Origin of the sequence: Thalassospira lucentensis, assembly GCF_050516545.1 — a bacterium.
Classification (GTDB): Bacteria; Pseudomonadota; Alphaproteobacteria; order Rhodospirillales; family Thalassospiraceae; genus Thalassospira; species Thalassospira lucentensis_C.
The window spans coordinates 2,591,388-2,607,771 of the sequence record NZ_CP191544.1; the positions used below are offsets into that span (position 1 = coordinate 2,591,388).

The window sequence follows — 16,384 nt, forward strand, 5'->3', positions numbered from 1 at the left end:
GCAAGAATAAAACTGCAGAAGCCCTATCGTTATACGGCTGCTTTTGGCGTCCGTTGCTGCGCATCCGGTCGTTCGGATGTGATGTCGGACGGGGTGTCCGCTTTGCCGCAATCGCCCAGTTCTTCGGATAACCGTGCGGCTTCACGCACTGCACTTGGCGTTTCCCCGGTCATTTTCTTGAATGCCAGATTAAAGGTGGATTTCGAATTGAACCCGACACTCAGCGCAATATCCAAAATCGTCCGGTCCGGTTCTAACAGCAAAACCGCGCGGGCTTCGGCAATACGCGCCCGATTGACGAAATCAAAGAAGCTCTGCCCGACCTGATGGTTCAGGACATAGGAAAGCTGATTGGGGGTCAGACCAACCGCACGGGCAAGTTTGGGCAGGGAAACAAGCGGATCAAGCAAGATATCACCGCGCTTCTGGATGTCTTTGAGCTGCGCAAGCGCACGGCTCACCCCGTCTTCATCCAGCAAAGGCCGGACTGCCGTATCTAATACAGAACTTATCGGGACCGTATTGGTCTCCGATGTCTCGGTGTGTTCCGTCGGAGAGGATTGCGCATTCGAAGTGGCGCGTTGAATGCCCGACCGAGTTTGGATATCGTGATCAGATAACCAATCATCCATAACGAACAAGGCCGGTTTGGTCGCGATTTCATAGCTCATGGCAAACAAAACCAAGACAAACGCGATTTCGGTGCCAAACATCTCGGTATCTTGGGGGAAATAAAAGCTAGCGATCCGACCAACCGCAACGGTGACAAAAACAAGCGTCAAGCCCCCCAGAATGACACTCAGCCAGCGGCGCATAATCTTGCGATCCGCCCCGAGCTGTTCCTGCGTCTGGCGAAAATAATGACAAGTCACCCGCCAGATCAACGCAATATAAAGCGTGATCTGAATAAAGATCGCCGTCCAGCTAAACGCCCCCACGACATCGCCTGTTCTGTATCCACCCGACCAGACGACAGGACTGCCACCATCATGCGTGATCGCCCATCCAATCAGGTTCATCACCAGCAATGGCAGAATAAAGTGAACCCATGGCTGACTCGACGGTCGCCCTGAGATTTCACGGAAATAAAGGTAGATCGCCGGTGCGATCATAAAATTGATCGGATCAAAGAACAGATCGAATATCCGTCCCAGATCTTCGGTCACGAATTGTTCGGTAACGTCTTCGATCAGGTTGAACGCAATCGCGGCAATGAACAGCATCATCCAGCGATTAGCACCAAAGGCCCGCACACCTTCTGAGCGTAACAGCAAGCACAGAAACACCGCCTGCACCAATCCGATGACCGCAACCGTGACATTTACATATTCTGTCCAACCAGCCATCCCGGCCTGCTCCTGATCTTTTTTCTACGTCAGTGAAGATGCCGATTTAAGTGTTCAAACCGGCTATATCGTTTCAATACGCACAACCGGACACAATTGGCGTCCGACTATGCACAAACGGACGCAAGGCCACAGCATTTCCATGCATCTTGTAACACGACACCGCCATAGATCGTCCTGATAGAAAGATTGTCATAAAAATTTCGACCATCTTTGATTGACTATATCAGTTCGATATATAATAATTCGACATATATCGAACTGATACACCTGTTCTGGCATCTTTCCCCGCTGGACGGCGATTGGTTCGCAAAGCTTGTAAGGATACAGAACAGAATATGGACGTACGCACACTTTGCCTCGGCGCCCTGATGGGGGGTGAAGCGACCGGATATGAAATCCGCAAGATGTTTGAAGATGGCACGTTCAGCCATTTTCAGATCGCGTCGCTTGGCTCCATCTATCCGGCATTGACCAAACTGACCCAGGACGGGTTGGTCACGTTTGTCGAGCATGAACAGGAAAACCGGCCGGACAAGAAGATTTATCATCTGACCCCGGACGGAAAACGCACGTTCCTGCGCACCCTTTTGCAAACACGCCCGGCCGAAGACCGTTATCGATCCGACATTCTGTTCATGCTGACCTTTGCCGAAGAAATGCCGATTGAACTGACCGAAGCCCTGATTGACGAGTTTGCCGCCCGTCATGAAATGATGAGCCAGCAAATCGATCCTGAGAATACCGACAAACATGCCAGCACGTCGACATATGGCCGTGATGAAGACGGGAAACCCAATCCGGGCTGTTGTTTTGTTGCGGGTTTGGGGCAGGCCATGTGCGATGCGACCTTGAAATTCATCAAGGCAAACAAACAGGGACTGCTTGAAGAATTGCGAAACTTCAAGGCCAACAAATCCTGATCGGACCATAAGTCCGACAAGCCTTGAATTAAAACACGCCTAAGACGTGCCGACGAAGTGCCTAAGACGCATTCCGCCACTGGAATATTTGAGGGAACAAAAACATGAATGCTTCACGCCTGATTGCCATTTTGCTGGTATTGGGAACCATTATCTGGATCGGCAGCGCCTATCTCGACGATGACGTCGAAGAACAGGCAGCAGCCCAATCCACTGAGGAAACCAGTGCCGCACACACCAAGCCCCATGCGAGTGTGCGCACCATTACCAGTACGGCAGTCGATCATGTTGACTATCTTAGAATTTCTGGCCGAACCGAAGCCGTCATTTCGGTCGAAATCCGTGCCGAAACCGAAGCACGGGTCACCGAAATTGGCGCGACCAAGGGCCAGACCGTCAAAAAAGGCGACGTAATTGCCAAATTGTCGGTTGATGACCGTCAGGCACGCGTTGCCAAGGCACGCGCCCTTGTCGCCCAGCGTGAACTTGAAAATTCCGCGTCAAAAAGCTTGGCGGAAAAAGACTACCGGTCCAAAACCGGCGTCGCACAAAGCCTGGCCCTGCTGGAAGAAGCTCGTGCAGACCTGTCGATTGCCCGGACAGAATTAAACAACACCGAAATCCGTGCCCCGTTTGACGGTATTGTTGAAAACCGCCCGGCTGACATTGGCGACCTTTTATCAATTGGCGATCCGGTTGCGACCATGATCCAAGCCGACCCGATGCTTGTGGTGGCCCATGTTCCCGAACATTCGATTGGCGCAATTGACCTCGGACAATTGGCCAATGTCACGCTGTATGATGGAACGCAACATGACGGTATTGTCCGCTATACCGCACGTGTTTCCGATAACAATACCCGCACATTCCGGGTCGAGGTCGAAATCGACAATGCGGATTTGCGCATTCCCGATGGCATGACCGCAGAACTGCAAATTCCGGTTGGCACCAAACGCGCCCATCAGGTTCTGCCATCCGTTTTGACCCTGAACGATGAAGGTCAGCTTGGCGTGCGGACAGTTGTTGACGACACCAAAGTTGAATTCCTGCCGATTGATCTTCAGGGCGGCAGCCGTGAGCGGGTTTGGATCGGTGGCCTTCCCCAGGAAATCGAACTGATTGTCGTTGGTCATGATTGGGTCAAGGAAGGGGCGGTTGTTGATGTTGTCCATCTTGAAACCGATGGCACCGGCCTGCCCATTCTGGCAGAGCCTGAAAAAACGGATCCTGATAGCACCACCACCCTGTCAGAAAAATCCGCGCATTAAACGCGTGACATGAGGAGATTACGAAAATGTCCCTGATTGATCATGCGTTACATCGATCACGTACCGTCATTCTGGTTTTGGTCCTGCTGCTTGCTGCTGGTTGGGTTGGCTATAACACCATCCCGAAGGAAGCCGACCCGGACGTTCAAATTCCGGTTCTTTATGTCACCATGCATCATGAAGGCGTTTCGCCCGAAGATGCCGAACGCCTTCTATTGCGCCCGATGGAACAGGAATTACGATCCATCGAAGGTGTGAAGGAAATGACGTCCCAGTCCTATCAGGACGGGGCATCGGTGACGCTTGAATTTTATTCCGATGTTAATATCGACGAAGCCTTGGCCGACGTGCGCGAGCGGGTTGATATCGCCAAATCCGAATTACCCGCAGATACCGACGAGCCCAAAGTTCACGAAGTGAACCTGTCGCTGTTCCCGGTTTTGGTGGTGACACTTTCGGGGGATGTTCCAGAACGTGCTTTGCTGCGCGTGGCCCGTGACCTTAAAGATTCCATCGAAGGTCTTCCGGCTGTGCTTGAAGCCAATCTGGCCGGTAACCGTGAAGAACTGGTCGAATTCATCATCGACCCGATGAAAATCGAGGCCTATCGCCTGAACGGCATTGATATTGTTTCACTTGTTCAAAGCTCAAACGCGCTGGTTGCTGCCGGTTCGGTTGATACCGGCACGGGCCGCTTTAACATCAAGGTTCCCGGCCTGTTTGAAAGTGTGAATGACATTCTTGATATGCCGCTGATTGTTGATGGCGATTCCGTCATCCGGTTCCGCGATATCGGTGATGTTCGACGCACATTCAAGGATGCCGAAAGCTTTGCCCGACTAAATGGTGAACCCGCGATTGCGATTGAAGTGTCCAAACGCGTTGGCGAAAACATCATCGAAGTCATTGATGCGATCAAAGCCACCACCGCCGAAGCCCAACAAGCCTTCCCGCCCAATCTGACGGTCAGCTATTCGCAGGATAAATCATCTGACATCCGCACCATGCTGACCGACCTGCAGAACAGTGTGATCCTTGCGGTCTTGCTGGTGATGGTTGTTGTCATCTGGTCGCTGGGCTGGCGTTCGGGGCTTTTGGTTGGCCTTGCCATTCCCGGATCGTTCCTGACTGCAATCCTTGTTCTGTGGGGATTGGGCATGACGGTCAATATCGTTGTGCTGTTCAGCCTGATCCTTGCTGTCGGGATGCTGGTGGATGGCGCGATTGTTGTGACTGAGTATGCCGATCGCAAAATGATTGATGGCCTGCACCGTCGCGAAGCCTATCCACTGGCGGCCAAACGTATGGCCATGCCAATTATCGCATCAACCGCAACAACGCTTGCCGCATTTCTGCCCTTGGCCTTTTGGCCGGATGTGGTCGGCGAGTTCATGAAGTTCCTGCCGATTACGGTTCTGTTTACCCTGACCGCATCGCTTGCCATGGCACTGATCTTTGTGCCAACGGTGGGTGCGTGGTTTGGTAAACCGGGCAGTGACAGTAATGAAAGCCTTGAGGCAATTGCCGCCGATCATGCCGAAGAAATCCATAAGGTTAAAGGCGGCACCGGTTTATATATCCGCATGCTTAAAGGATCGCTTCGCTTTTACTGGATCGTTGTGCCTGCGGCCTTTGGCATTCTGATTTCGGTTTGGGCGTCCTTTGGCGTTCTTGGCAAAGGGGTGGAGTTTTTCCCATCGGTCGAGCCGGAAGTCGCCATTGTTCAGGTTCGTGCGCGTGGCAATATGTCCTATTTCGAACAGGATGCGTTGCTCAAAGAAGTTGAAAACCGCATTCTGGCCCTTGATACCCATCATGAAGGCCAGAACTGGTTTGATACGGTCTATGCCCGTTCGGGCAATGGTGCGGGTGGCAACGAAGCCTCCGAGGACGTGATTGGTGTCATTCAGCTTGAATATGCTGATTGGCAAGCACGCCCCAAGGCAACCGAAATTGAAAAACACATTCTGACCGAAACGGCCGATCTTGCCGGTATTCAGATCGAAGTCAGCGAACAGGAAGCAGGCCCCCCGCAAGGCAAGGATATCCAGATCCAGCTGCGGTCATTCTACCCTGAACTTCTTGATGAAACCGCGACCAAACTTGTCACAGGTTTGCAAGATATGGGCGGGCTGTATAATTTCGAAGACGGTAAATCGCCTCCCGGCATTGATTGGGAATACACCGTTGATCGCGCACAGGCCTTGAAGTTTGGTGCCGATATCAACCAGATTGGCAATGTCGTCAAACTGGTGACCAACGGGATCAATTTTTCGACCTACCGCCCGGATGATTCAACCGAGGAAATTGATATTGTCGGGCGCTATCCGGCCCAATATCGATCCCTTGACGAGTTGGAAAACCTTCAGATCGTGACGGAAAAAGGATTGGTACCGCTTTCCAATTTCATCACCCGCACGCCAACACTTAAAACCGGCACCCTGTCGCGTGTTGACAGCCGCCGCTCCCTGACGGTCAAGGCCGATGTTCTTGATGGCGTTCTGGTTGATACCAAACTGGGTGAAGTCAAAGAATGGATGGCCGGTCTTGAAATCGATCCGCGTGTTTCGGTCGAATTCAAAGGACAGGATGAAGAACAACAAAGGTCGGCAGACTTCCTTGTGAATGCCTTTACCGTCGCCCTTTTCATCATGTTCATCATTCTGGTGACCCAGTTCAACAGCATCTCAAGTTCGCTTCTGATCATGATCGCCATCATCATGTCGACAGCGGGTGTGTTCTTGGGCCTTATGATCACGAACCAGGCGTTCTCGATTGTGATGAACGGGATTGGTGTTGTCGCACTGGCCGGGATTGTTGTGAACAACAACATCGTTCTGATCGATACATTTGATCGGTTAAAACATACCGCAGGCAGCATCGAAGATGCGATCCTGCAAACCGGTGCGCAGCGTTTGCGCCCGGTGATGCTGACCTCGGTGACGACCATTCTTGGTCTGGTGCCGATGGTACTTCAGATCAATATCGATTTTGCGGAACGTGCGGTATCGGTTGGCGCCCCTTCCACCCAGTGGTGGGTACAGCTTTCAACATCGATTGCGTTTGGTCTGGCCTTTGCCACGGTCTTAACACTGATCTTTACGCCCTGTGCGTTGATGATGCGTCACAAGCTTGGTGGCGGTCTTCGGAAACTCCGACCGTGGGTTAGAAAACATGTGTCCGCACTCATGACCAAGATCAGACCGCAAACAACCAATTGACCCCATAGCCGCGCGACTATTCCCCCGACCCCGCCGCGCGGTTACACCGGCCCCCTCCCCGGGGGCCGGTGATCTTTTGGAAACCAATAAAACGGAATTTTAGTTGGTCGGCGCAACACCGCTGAGCGACCAGATACGCTCGTAACTTCCATTACGCTTTAATTCGTCCAGTGCTTGACGCAGGTTTTCAACCAGCAAGGCATCGGTTGATAAACTGGCTGCGAGATAAAGCTCGGTCGAGAGTTCTGGTATCTGGGCAACAATGTGCAGGTCTTCATCGGCAATATCCAGCGCGCGAACCCGATAGGGCAAGGATAATGAGTCGCCAGCGACCAGCATCGCCCGTCCGGCATACAACATCCGGATTGTCGTTTCGGCAGAAGGAACGAACTCGACATCGAACCCGGCATTTTGAAGGTACTGGGCTTTTACATCACCGAGCTGCCCTGCAACTGGAAATGAACTTAATGCATGCCAGTCCGCAACCTCGGGAACCGAAGACTCCCGAAGAGAAAAAAGCCTGACATGATAGGGAGATACCGTACCGATCCAGTGGAACTTGTCTTCACGATCCGGACGCCGGGCAACGCTGAAAATCAATGTGTTGGGGGTTTCCAATGCTGTGGCATATGCCCGCGCCCAAGGTTCGACCCGGACATTGCAGGTGATCTCCGCCGTCAAGCAAACGCCTCTGACGGTATCGACCGCTGGCCCGGACGCCTCGCCGGTTTGATCGCTATACATCACATAGGGCGGGAAGACTGTGGTCATGACGGTAACCTCGCCCACAGTGTTGTCAGAAGCGTGCACACTATCGGGGCCCATGCCAGCCAGCAAAGCCAGCAAAACCAAGGTTGCGCGCTTAAAAACTACCTGAGGCTGAGTTGCCCGCATAATTGCATCTCTCAAAGATACTATCTTTTTATAAGTGTGATTCATTTTATGCAGATCAAGGTTACCGCCGACTTAACTACACACTTTCCTAAGGTTTACTCTTCTATCCTACCCTTAAGAGTAACAAGAAACGAAACCTTGAGATTGGGGATCTGGTATGGCTTGGCGTTCCAGTAAGATAGCAAGAAAGTTGATTTTGTCATTGATGGCGGTTTTCTGCGCCCCAAATGCCTCTGACGCGCTTGCAGAGGCGCCCGTCAGCACGCCGACATTTACCTGGACTGTACCACCTTTTGCCCCCGCCTTTATAAACGATGGTGACACTCTTCGGGGCTACGCGGCAGATACCCAGAACTGGTTCGTAAACCAGCTACCAAACTATAAACATAGCATCTTGCATGTGCCGCTTGCTCGGCTTCTGGCAGAAATGCGAAGTGGATCATCCCAGATACGGTGTTCAACAACCCTGATCCCAACCCCGGAACGGCGCGAATATATCGTCTTTGCCAAAACCATTCTGCTTCATCTGCCCGTTTCTGTCGTAATCAGGGCCAAAGATGAACCAATATTTGATCCCTTCCTGAGCACACAAGGTCATATCGAACTTGATCGCCTGCTGGCCAACAGAAACCTCAATAGCGCAATTCGTATCGGGCGGGCTTACGGCAGACAGGTCGATGCTACACTTGCCCTTCATCAGAACGCGCCACAGATCATGAAAGCCGCTGACGACACCAAGTTCATGCGTATGCTGACACTGGATCGAATTGACTGGACACTCTATTTTCCGTCAGAGGCCGAGTATTACCGTCGGCAACGCACCCCGAACCTTGAAATCAAGGCGCTCCCGATTGCCGGGAATACGACATTGTTGATGGCGACCATTGGCTGTGCCAATACGCCCGCCGGGCGAAAGGCCATCGCGGACATAAACGCAATTATTGACCAAAACCCCGCCATGCCCTGGACAAAATTCTATACCGAATGGTTAAGTCCACCAGACAGGGAATGGTTCAATGCTGCCAAATCGCAATATATCAGTTCAAATCAGTACGAAGCCCGCCTTGAATACCGACCGGCAGTCAGCCGCGCGAACACTCAAGAATAATCTTAACAAGTATTTGCAATTGTTCCGTCCAATACCCTTATAAGCATATTACTCATATCATAGTATTGAACGGAGACACCGGCAATGCGCCCCACTGGCCAAGGCCTTTTACGTGCGTTTCATCGTGGATTGTCGGCATCTATAATCTGCCTTTGCAGTCTTGTGATAAACGGGGCTGGTTCTGCTGCGCACAGTGCTGAAAAAGGCGATATCGTTTGGGCCTTAACGCCATTGCCACCCGCAATGTTAGAAACCAACGGCAAAATCACAGGATACGGGGTTGATATCCTTGACTGGTTTGCCGACCAGCTTCCCGACTACACCCATCACAAAGAAATCGTTCCTTTGGCCCGACTGCTGAAAACGATTACAGGGGCCGGAACCTTTTGCAATATCGGCCTGAACCCAACCCCTGAACGTCAGAAAATATTGCATTTCACTCACACGATTCTGCCTCACTTGCCGGTTAGCTTGATTGTTGATGCCTCACGCGATCATAAACTGAAACCCTTTCTGGTCGAAAATGGGCAAGTCGATCTCGACCTTATGATCACGGAAGGTAAGCTCAATGGTGGCTTACGTTCAAAACGATCCTATGGCCCGGTTATTGACCGCATCGTGCATGATCATAAAGACAATCCACGCATTAGTCAGATCGGCAATGATGCCAATTTCCTGCAACTTATCGCACTTGGCCGTATGGATTGGACTTTGTACCTTCCGGCTGAAGCGGAATATTACCGCCGTACCAAACTGCCCGACACGGTATTTTCGAGCTGGCAAATCGCGGGTAATAACCAACTGTTGCCAGCATCAATTGCGTGTAGCAAAACCGCAACTGGCAACGAAATTGTCACTGCCATCAACGCGATGGTCGCACAACATCCTGACATGCCATGGACGAAGTTCTATTCATCATCACTTTCGAACGCCGATCAAGTCCGTTATCAGCAGGCCCTTAAACGCTACGTGGCAGGCATAAATGATCCGCAATCCCAGCAGGTTGATCAATAGGACCCCGTCCCTGAAACAAGCTGTTCGCGCTGCCACTTGCATCAATAGAAAAGCCGACATTTCTGCCGGCTTTCAAATTCAGATTGTCGAAAATCAAATCAGTTCTGATGAACGCGATTAAGGCCCTCATCAGGGTCATCATCAGGTTCGCCGTCATCATCTTCTTCATCGACCTTATCGATATGCTGCTGGTTCTCAACCCCCATACGGCGGTAGGAACGATAAGATAGCGGCATGGTGATGAAATAGATCGCGGCGATGGCAGACAAAGTCAGCCACGGCGAAGACACCAGAAACGCAACCGACGCGCCAAATGCCAACATCAAGGGCAAGACCCACGCACGCGGGACTTTGACCTTTTTAAAACTAAAGGTCGGCAGACGCGACACCATCAGACACGCAATCAAAACACCATAAGGTGCGACGATATACGGGCTGTCAAAGATGCCTTCACCAAACTGGAACGTCAGAACAATTGGCCACATGGCAAGGGCCGCGGCCGCCGGGGCCGGAACCCCGGTGAAGAAACGATAGGCCCATGTTGGTAATTCCGGTTCACCAAGCATCTGAGTGTTAAACCGTGCAAGACGAAGCATCATGCAAACCGCAAACAGCAACGACAATGCCCAACCGATTGATCCAAATTCATGGAGCGACCAGAAATACAGCATCATCGCCGGTGCAACGCCAAAACAGACAAAGTCCGACAGGCTGTCAAGTTCAGCACCAAAGCGGCTTGACGCGTTCAGCATGCGGGCCAGACGGCCATCAAGACCGTCAATGATCCCGGCAATCAGAATGGCGGCAACGGCGGCCTCCCATCGATCCTGCATCGCAAAGCGGATCGAGGTCAGACCGGCACACATGCCCATCATCGTCGCAACATTGGGCACCAGCCGCGTTAACGACATGGCCTTAAAGCGGCGCGGACGACGGGTAGGTTCGATGCCGCCAGCCATTAGCGGATCTCCCCGACTGCGGCTTCTTTGCCCTTGACCGAAACATCGGCAAGAACAGTTTCACCCGCAATCGTGGTTTGACCGACAATCACGTTCGGCGAAACACCTTCAGGCAAATACACATCAACACGTGAACCAAACCGGATCAGGCCAAAACGCTCACCGGCCTTAAGTTGTGATCCGGTTCCGACATCGCACAGGATTCGACGGGCAACAAGGCCTGCAATCTGAACCACACCGAACTCACGGCCTTCTTTGTCACGGACCAGAAGGATCTGGCGTTCGTTATTGTCAGATGCTTTATCAAGCTCTGCATTGACGAACTTGCCCGGAACATAGGCTTCGCCGATGATTTCGCCATTGACCGGGCAACGGTTCACATGGACGTTGAACACATTCATGAAGATCGACACGCGCGTACGCGGGGTCTTGTCTTCAAGTTCCAGTTCTTTGGGCAACGGCGCCTGCGAAATCATGCATACGCGGCCATCTGCCGGCGAGATCACCAGATTTTCATCGGTCGGGGTGATGCGGTCTGGATCACGGAAGAAATAAGCACACCACAATGTCAGGATCACACCGATCCAGCCCAGCGGTTCCGCAATCAGGAACAGGCCCAAAGTGATCGCCGCGAAAATTGCTACGAATTTCCAGCCTTCAGGATTAATCGGCACAAGAACGGATTTCAAAGTCTTAATTCCCTGGTTGCCATGGATTGGGCATATCAATTCGGCACCATTGGTACCATGCGGGGGCGTTCTTAGCATCTAGTGATGACAAAGGGCAACGCAACCCTGCAGAACTGTATCGCCCTCATAAAAACAAAGGGCAGAACACACTTATCATGTGTTCTGCCCTTCGAAAAGAAAAGCGATACTTACTGAGCTTTTTCTTCGCTCGGCAGTGCAAATATCTGCCCAGGATAAATCAGATCAGGGTCGCGAATTTTTTTGCTGTTCTGATTGTAAATGACCCAATATTTCAGGCCATCGCCGTAAGTCCGGCGCGCAATCCGCCATAGGCTGTTGCCCGGCTGAACGACGTAACGTGACCCCGGCTCAAGAATTTCTTCCGGCTTGGCCCGTTCGAACGGAATTTCCACACGTGCGGTGACTTTATCGGATGCATCAATCTGATCGGCACGCATCGTGTAATTGCCCGGTTCAATCGGCTCGCCAATGGTCAGCGCCCAATTCCCGTTTTCATCAGATGGCGCCGTTCCAACATGCTTGTTATCAAGGTAAATCCGAACGGTATGATCCAAATCGGCTTTACCCGACATCGCAACGCGACCTTCTGTGTCGTAATCGATAATATCAATCGATAGGCGCGGCATTTTTGCGGCTGGCTCATCACCATCCTTCGGCGTTGCTTCAGCCGTTTCGATTGCCGGTTCGGGCGTCGCTGTCGGGCCCTGCAACACAGTGGCCGCACCGTCGCCGTTTGATGGGACTTTAAGAGCAATGATTGGCTGTTCTTCGACAGGCTTCGTCTCAGAACTTCCGGTATCGCTTGGTGCGGGTGCTGGTTTGGCATCCGGGATCAGGACGACAACCTTGTCATCAGCTTTGCTGATTTTTCCAGTTTCGTCTTCGGACTCAAGCGACAGTTCACGATCCCCACTTGTCAGTGGTTTGCCCGGAAGGACAACCCATTCGCCGCGTTCATCCGCAGTTGCTTCGCCGATGACTTCGTCACCTTCGCGAATAACCACTTTGCTGTTGGGTTCCGCACGACCGGCAATCACAGCATTTCCATCCGGGCCGATGCGCACAACATCAAAGCTTGGATTGGTAATCGCCGGCGCCGTCGTTTCCGACGTCGAGTCCGGTTCCGTGGTCGGGACCTCTGACATTTCAGTGGTCGAAACCGCAGGCGGTTGCATTGCTTCCGGTGCAGTTTCTTCATCCGCACTCTTGGTCAGCATGTAATTTAGCGCAATCGCTGCAATGATCAGTACAACGCCGACAATGACGAGGATATAGGGTCGTTTCACCGGAAATATCCTTGAACGATGTTTATGTTATCGGGGCCAAGCCCCATGGTCGCATCGAAAGCCTTGGTATTGCTTGCCATCTTCCCCTCAAACAACCCGCTTCGACGCGTTAATTAGAAACTTGTACTACTTTCAGCCCACAGTTTCCATAACGTAACGAACAAACGATATCGTGCAACCGTTAGGTAAAGATGAATAGAATCAGTCTGTTTGCATAAACATTAGGGACGGTCACTAGGAAATGGTTCCCGCCATCTGCGCACCGACATAGGCAACCAATGCTGCCATGATCAGTGGCAGGGCCAAAACCCCGAACCGGATCACGCTGCCCAGTATCACCGCCTGTGCCGGGTTTCCCGCCGGAATGTGGGCTGCAAGCCGTGGTCCGGCCCGGCCCGCCGAGACCACCAAAAGCAGCACGGCAAAGGAAACACACGATGCAGGCATGCTGATCATGACCGCTGCGGCACTAGCCATCAACGCACTGACAACGCCAAGCCAAACAGCAACCCGATATTGTGGGGCGGCCTTTTCAGACACCAAGGCAACAACCAGAGCGATCCAAAGGGCGGCCTGAAACACCACGTGATCCCACAATCCGAATTGATCGGCAATGATCCCCTGCCCCAAAGCCAGCGTCATCAAGACGGCCACCGGTCCGGGTTTGGCGATGCTTGCCAAATCAAGTGATCCGTCTGTTGAGGTTGTCTTGGCCGTTTTGGCCTTGGTTGCGCGGGTTGCTTTGGTTTTCTTGGCTTTCCCGGATGCGGCAGACGGGTCTTCATCTTCGGAAAAGTCGGGACGTGTGACCCACAGGAAAGTCGCGCCAACAATCAGGAATGCCAGCCAAGCCAGCACTTTAACCGCAAACGGATGATAGGAAAGACCACTTACCGGGGCGGCAAGAACCAGCCAGGCACCAAGAACAACAAGAAGGATCGCAACAATCAGACTGGTGCGTTCTGATAGTTTGGCAAAATCAAGGATCGCACCACACACACCACCAAGGACCAACATCAACAACGCCGCGCCGATACCATCACGCGCGGTTTCAGGCAAGCCGATGGCCGCAGGTACGGCAACAGTCACTGCCGGAATAATCGCCCCAAGTACCAGACGCCGCGCCACCGCGCGATCCAGACCAAGCCACAGGGCAAGCATCAGAACGGCGGCAATAATACCCGATACCAGAATGGCGAGAATAAAGGGGTTGTCGACAAACACGTTGGGCGATCCTGCCTTCTTTTTGTTTCATGAATGCGCAGCAAGACGTTTTCCTGCTGCGCTGGTCCGGCTGCACTAGCCTTCCCACAATCAGGTTCATAACTTGTTAACCCTCAGGCGAAACATGCGCGATTAATCAAGCTGTCAGACCTGATTGGCCTTTTTGCAGGTAAAAGCAACGAAAATGCGGCGCGATCACGTCATTAAAATTTAAATGCTGCCATGCGGAAATTCCTGCCCCAAGGCCGGTTTGATCGGCTATGGTCAATGTGAGGACGGGTGCGCGGCCTTGATGCTGCGCTCCGCTACCTGCGAAACAAAAAGCAAAAGGCAGGTTGCCATGACAAATGTAAAATCAATCTGTGTATTCTGTGGCGCATCAGACGGCAAAGATCCCCGTCACATGGAAAATGCCATCGCCTTTGGCAAAATGATGGCCGAACGCGGCATCAAGCTGGTCTATGGCGGAGGCCGCATTGGCCTAATGGGGGCTGTTGCCGATGCTGTCATGAAGAATGGCGGCGAAGTGGTCGGCATTATCCCCGCACATCTCGACGATATCGAAGTCGGCCATACCGGCCTTTCCGAATTGATCGTGTGCAAATCCATGCATGAACGCAAAGTCGAAATGTTCAAGCGATCCGACGCCTTTGTCACCCTTGCCGGGGGGCTTGGCAGTCTGGATGAAGCATTTGAAGCCATGACCCTGCGTCAACTTGGCATCCATGATACCCCGATGGTGTTTTTCAACGCCCTTGGCTATTGGGATAAATGCCTTGATATGATCGATGGCATCATTGCCGATGGCTTTGCACGTGAAAGCCATAAAAACCTGTTCACGGTTGCCAATACGCTGGAAGAAATTTTTGAACAACTTGCCGCAGAACCGGCCCCGAAATTCGACCCGCGCGAGAAACTGTTCTGAATTTGCGCCTGATCTGGCGGAGACACCGACAGAACCCGGCCTTGAACAACCATCGTAAAGCCGATCAAACCGCCCTTTTCGCAAGGGCGGTTTTCTTTTGTCCATTCGGATTTAACGAAACAACAAAGACGGTCTTTGATCATCGTCTCCCATGCAGCTATCGGACAGCCAGCGCATAACGAGTTGAGTGATCCATCATTCATCCTCTGCTGCACCCGCCTATTTTTTGGCGAAATCGGTCACTTTCCATAATCACGATACATTTAAAGTTACAAGATAATTGACTCTCGCAAATTACGTTACTTATAAAGTTACATGAATAGCCAAAATCGCATTCCGACCAGACAAACAGGACCAAGATCATGATCCCCAAAACGATCTCCAACGAAACGTCCCTCCGCCCGATATTTGATGTCGCCATTATCGGTGGCAGTTTTGCCGGACTGACCGCCGCGATGCAGCTTGCCCGCGCCCGACGCAATATCTGTGTGATGGATGCGGGCAAACCGCGTAATCGATTTGCACTGACCTCTCATGGCTTTCTGGGGCTGGATGGCAAAAGCCCGACGGAAATTCGCAAAACGGCGATATCACAACTTATGGCCTATCCTACGGTTACCATGCGCGACGGGTTGGTCAGCCATGCCGAACCCCATGCAGGTCCACATGACAGCGACATGCGCTTTGACATTACGATCGAGGGCAGCGAATGCATCACCGCACGGCGCATCATTCTGGCAACCGGTGTGCGTGATATCCTGCCCGATATTTCCGGCATGACAGAACGTTGGGGTGTGACGGTTCTGCATTGTCCTTATTGCCACGGATATGAAGTCCGCGACGAGCAGATCGGCGTCATCGCCACCATGCCCCAATCAAGCCATCAGGCAATGATGCTGCCCGATTGGGGGCCGACAACCTATTTCACGCAAGGCGTCTATCTGCCCGATGACGAGACGAGCGCAAAAATGGCGCAACGTGGCATCACGATTGAAAACAGTCCTGTGGTCGCACTTCTTGGAACCGCCCCGACACTTGAAGCGGTGCGTCTGGCAGATGGGCGTACCTTGCCGATCACAGCCGTCTTTACCGGACCGAAAGTCGCTATGCCGTCTCCTGTTGCCGAATTGCTTGGCTGTGCCTTTGATGACGGACCACAAGGCCCGTTCATCAAAGTCGATGCATCACAGGAAACCACTGTACCCGGCATTTTTGCCGCCGGTGATGCTGCGGCCGCCCGTCATAATGCAACCCTTGCCTCAGCCGCGGGGATCATGGCCGGATTTGGTGCCCATCAATCTTTGATCTTTGCTTGATCCCGGTCGAGCAAACTCCACACCGGTACAATGCCGCCCGATATCCGGGCGGCATTTCTGTCACAAATCGCCGTTCAACAGGGTGTTTGAACTGACATTCAGGTGAACATCTTGCGCTAACACAAGCCTTTCTGCGGCTTTCACCCTCCCGCCCAACATTCATCTGAATGTCATGCTTCTGAAATCTTAG

13 protein-coding genes are annotated in these 16,384 nt (G+C 52.4%); 7 read left to right on the plus strand and 6 right to left on the minus strand.

What is annotated here, in order from left to right; translation table 11 throughout:
- Positions 1 to 29: 29 nt before the first annotated feature.
- Positions 30 to 1,346: a helix-turn-helix domain-containing protein gene (locus tag ACQ0MK_RS12015; protein WP_430472805.1), complete on the minus strand. Its 1,317-nt coding sequence runs from the start codon at positions 1,344 to 1,346 to the stop codon at positions 30 to 32.
- Positions 1,347 to 1,684: 338 nt separating this feature from the next.
- On the opposite strand from ACQ0MK_RS12015, the gene ACQ0MK_RS12020 reads away from it, so the two are divergent.
- The 3 genes from ACQ0MK_RS12020 to ACQ0MK_RS12030 all read left to right on the plus strand — a co-directional run bounded on the left by ACQ0MK_RS12020 (position 1,685) and on the right by ACQ0MK_RS12030 (position 6,758).
- Positions 1,685 to 2,269 (plus strand): PadR family transcriptional regulator, encoded by a 585-nt coding sequence (locus tag ACQ0MK_RS12020; protein WP_430472806.1) that lies wholly within the window; start codon positions 1,685 to 1,687, stop codon positions 2,267 to 2,269.
- Positions 2,270 to 2,373: 104 nt separating this feature from the next.
- Positions 2,374 to 3,537 (plus strand): efflux RND transporter periplasmic adaptor subunit, encoded by a 1,164-nt coding sequence (locus ACQ0MK_RS12025; RefSeq protein ID WP_430472807.1) that lies wholly within the window; start codon positions 2,374 to 2,376, stop codon positions 3,535 to 3,537.
- Between the two features lie 26 nt (positions 3,538 to 3,563).
- Positions 3,564 to 6,758 (plus strand): efflux RND transporter permease subunit, encoded by a 3,195-nt coding sequence (locus tag ACQ0MK_RS12030; protein ID WP_430472808.1) that lies wholly within the window; start codon positions 3,564 to 3,566, stop codon positions 6,756 to 6,758.
- 99 nt (positions 6,759 to 6,857) lie between these two features.
- Here the strand turns inward: ACQ0MK_RS12030 and ACQ0MK_RS12035 are convergent, their stop codons facing one another.
- Entirely contained in the window at positions 6,858 to 7,529 is a 672-nt protein-coding gene (locus ACQ0MK_RS12035) for a substrate-binding periplasmic protein (RefSeq protein ID WP_430472809.1), read from the minus strand.
- A gap of 313 nt (positions 7,530 to 7,842) precedes the next feature.
- Here ACQ0MK_RS12035 and ACQ0MK_RS12040 point away from each other — a divergent pair, with 313 nt between their 5' ends.
- A complete protein-coding gene (locus ACQ0MK_RS12040; RefSeq protein WP_430472810.1) occupies positions 7,843 to 8,760 on the plus strand; it encodes a TIGR02285 family protein in 918 nt (305 codons plus the stop codon).
- An 84-nt stretch (positions 8,761 to 8,844) separates the two neighbouring features.
- The gene (locus ACQ0MK_RS12045) at positions 8,845 to 9,774 is read left to right on the plus strand and encodes a hypothetical protein (protein ID WP_430472811.1); all 930 of its coding nucleotides are present in this window, start codon (positions 8,845 to 8,847) and stop codon (positions 9,772 to 9,774) included.
- Between the two features lie 98 nt (positions 9,775 to 9,872).
- On the opposite strand, the gene pssA is transcribed toward ACQ0MK_RS12045, so the two are convergent.
- The 4 genes from pssA to ACQ0MK_RS12065 all read right to left on the minus strand — a co-directional run bounded on the left by pssA (position 9,873) and on the right by ACQ0MK_RS12065 (position 13,953).
- On the minus strand, positions 9,873 to 10,733 hold the full coding sequence (gene pssA, locus ACQ0MK_RS12050) for a CDP-diacylglycerol--serine O-phosphatidyltransferase (protein WP_430472812.1): 861 nt from the start codon (positions 10,731 to 10,733) through the stop codon (positions 9,873 to 9,875).
- Complete coding sequence (locus ACQ0MK_RS12055; protein WP_430476026.1) at positions 10,733 to 11,431, minus strand: phosphatidylserine decarboxylase; 699 nt, start codon at positions 11,429 to 11,431, stop codon at positions 10,733 to 10,735. The genes pssA and ACQ0MK_RS12055 overlap by 1 nt, the downstream gene beginning before the upstream one ends.
- A 179-nt stretch (positions 11,432 to 11,610) precedes the next feature.
- Positions 11,611 to 12,729, minus strand: a complete 1,119-nt coding sequence (locus tag ACQ0MK_RS12060) for an Ig-like domain-containing protein (RefSeq protein ID WP_430472813.1) — start codon at positions 12,727 to 12,729, stop codon at positions 11,611 to 11,613.
- Positions 12,730 to 12,963: 234 nt separating this feature from the next.
- Positions 12,964 to 13,953: a hypothetical protein gene (locus tag ACQ0MK_RS12065; RefSeq protein ID WP_430472814.1), complete on the minus strand. Its 990-nt coding sequence runs from the start codon at positions 13,951 to 13,953 to the stop codon at positions 12,964 to 12,966.
- 340 nt (positions 13,954 to 14,293) lie between these two features.
- Between ACQ0MK_RS12065 and ACQ0MK_RS12070 the strand changes: the two genes are divergently transcribed.
- Positions 14,294 to 14,878, plus strand: coding sequence for a TIGR00730 family Rossman fold protein (locus ACQ0MK_RS12070; RefSeq protein ID WP_350042083.1), 585 nt, complete (start codon positions 14,294 to 14,296; stop codon positions 14,876 to 14,878).
- Positions 14,879 to 15,240: 362 nt separating this feature from the next.
- Complete coding sequence (locus tag ACQ0MK_RS12075) at positions 15,241 to 16,194, plus strand: NAD(P)/FAD-dependent oxidoreductase (protein ID WP_430472815.1); 954 nt, start codon at positions 15,241 to 15,243, stop codon at positions 16,192 to 16,194.
- Positions 16,195 to 16,384 lie beyond the last annotated feature (190 nt).

What these genes read in the sequence shown, in the direction of transcription:
- ACQ0MK_RS12015 (WP_430472805.1), bottom strand. Translation starts at nt 1,346, where the DNA reads ATGGCTGGTTGGACAGAATATGTAAATGTCACGGTTGCGGTCATCGGA.
- ACQ0MK_RS12020 (WP_430472806.1), top strand. Translation starts at nt 1,685, where the DNA reads ATGGACGTACGCACACTTTGCCTCGGCGCCCTGATGGGGGGTGAAGCG.
- ACQ0MK_RS12025 (WP_430472807.1), top strand. Translation starts at nt 2,374, where the DNA reads ATGAATGCTTCACGCCTGATTGCCATTTTGCTGGTATTGGGAACCATT.
- ACQ0MK_RS12030 (WP_430472808.1), top strand. Translation starts at nt 3,564, where the DNA reads ATGTCCCTGATTGATCATGCGTTACATCGATCACGTACCGTCATTCTG.
- ACQ0MK_RS12035 (WP_430472809.1), bottom strand. Translation starts at nt 7,529, where the DNA reads ATGACCACAGTCTTCCCGCCCTATGTGATGTATAGCGATCAAACCGGC.
- ACQ0MK_RS12045 (WP_430472811.1), top strand. Translation starts at nt 8,845, where the DNA reads ATGCGCCCCACTGGCCAAGGCCTTTTACGTGCGTTTCATCGTGGATTG.
- pssA (WP_430472812.1), bottom strand. Translation starts at nt 10,733, where the DNA reads ATGGCTGGCGGCATCGAACCTACCCGTCGTCCGCGCCGCTTTAAGGCC.
- ACQ0MK_RS12070 (WP_350042083.1), top strand. Translation starts at nt 14,294, where the DNA reads ATGACAAATGTAAAATCAATCTGTGTATTCTGTGGCGCATCAGACGGC.
- ACQ0MK_RS12075 (WP_430472815.1), top strand. Translation starts at nt 15,241, where the DNA reads ATGATCCCCAAAACGATCTCCAACGAAACGTCCCTCCGCCCGATATTT.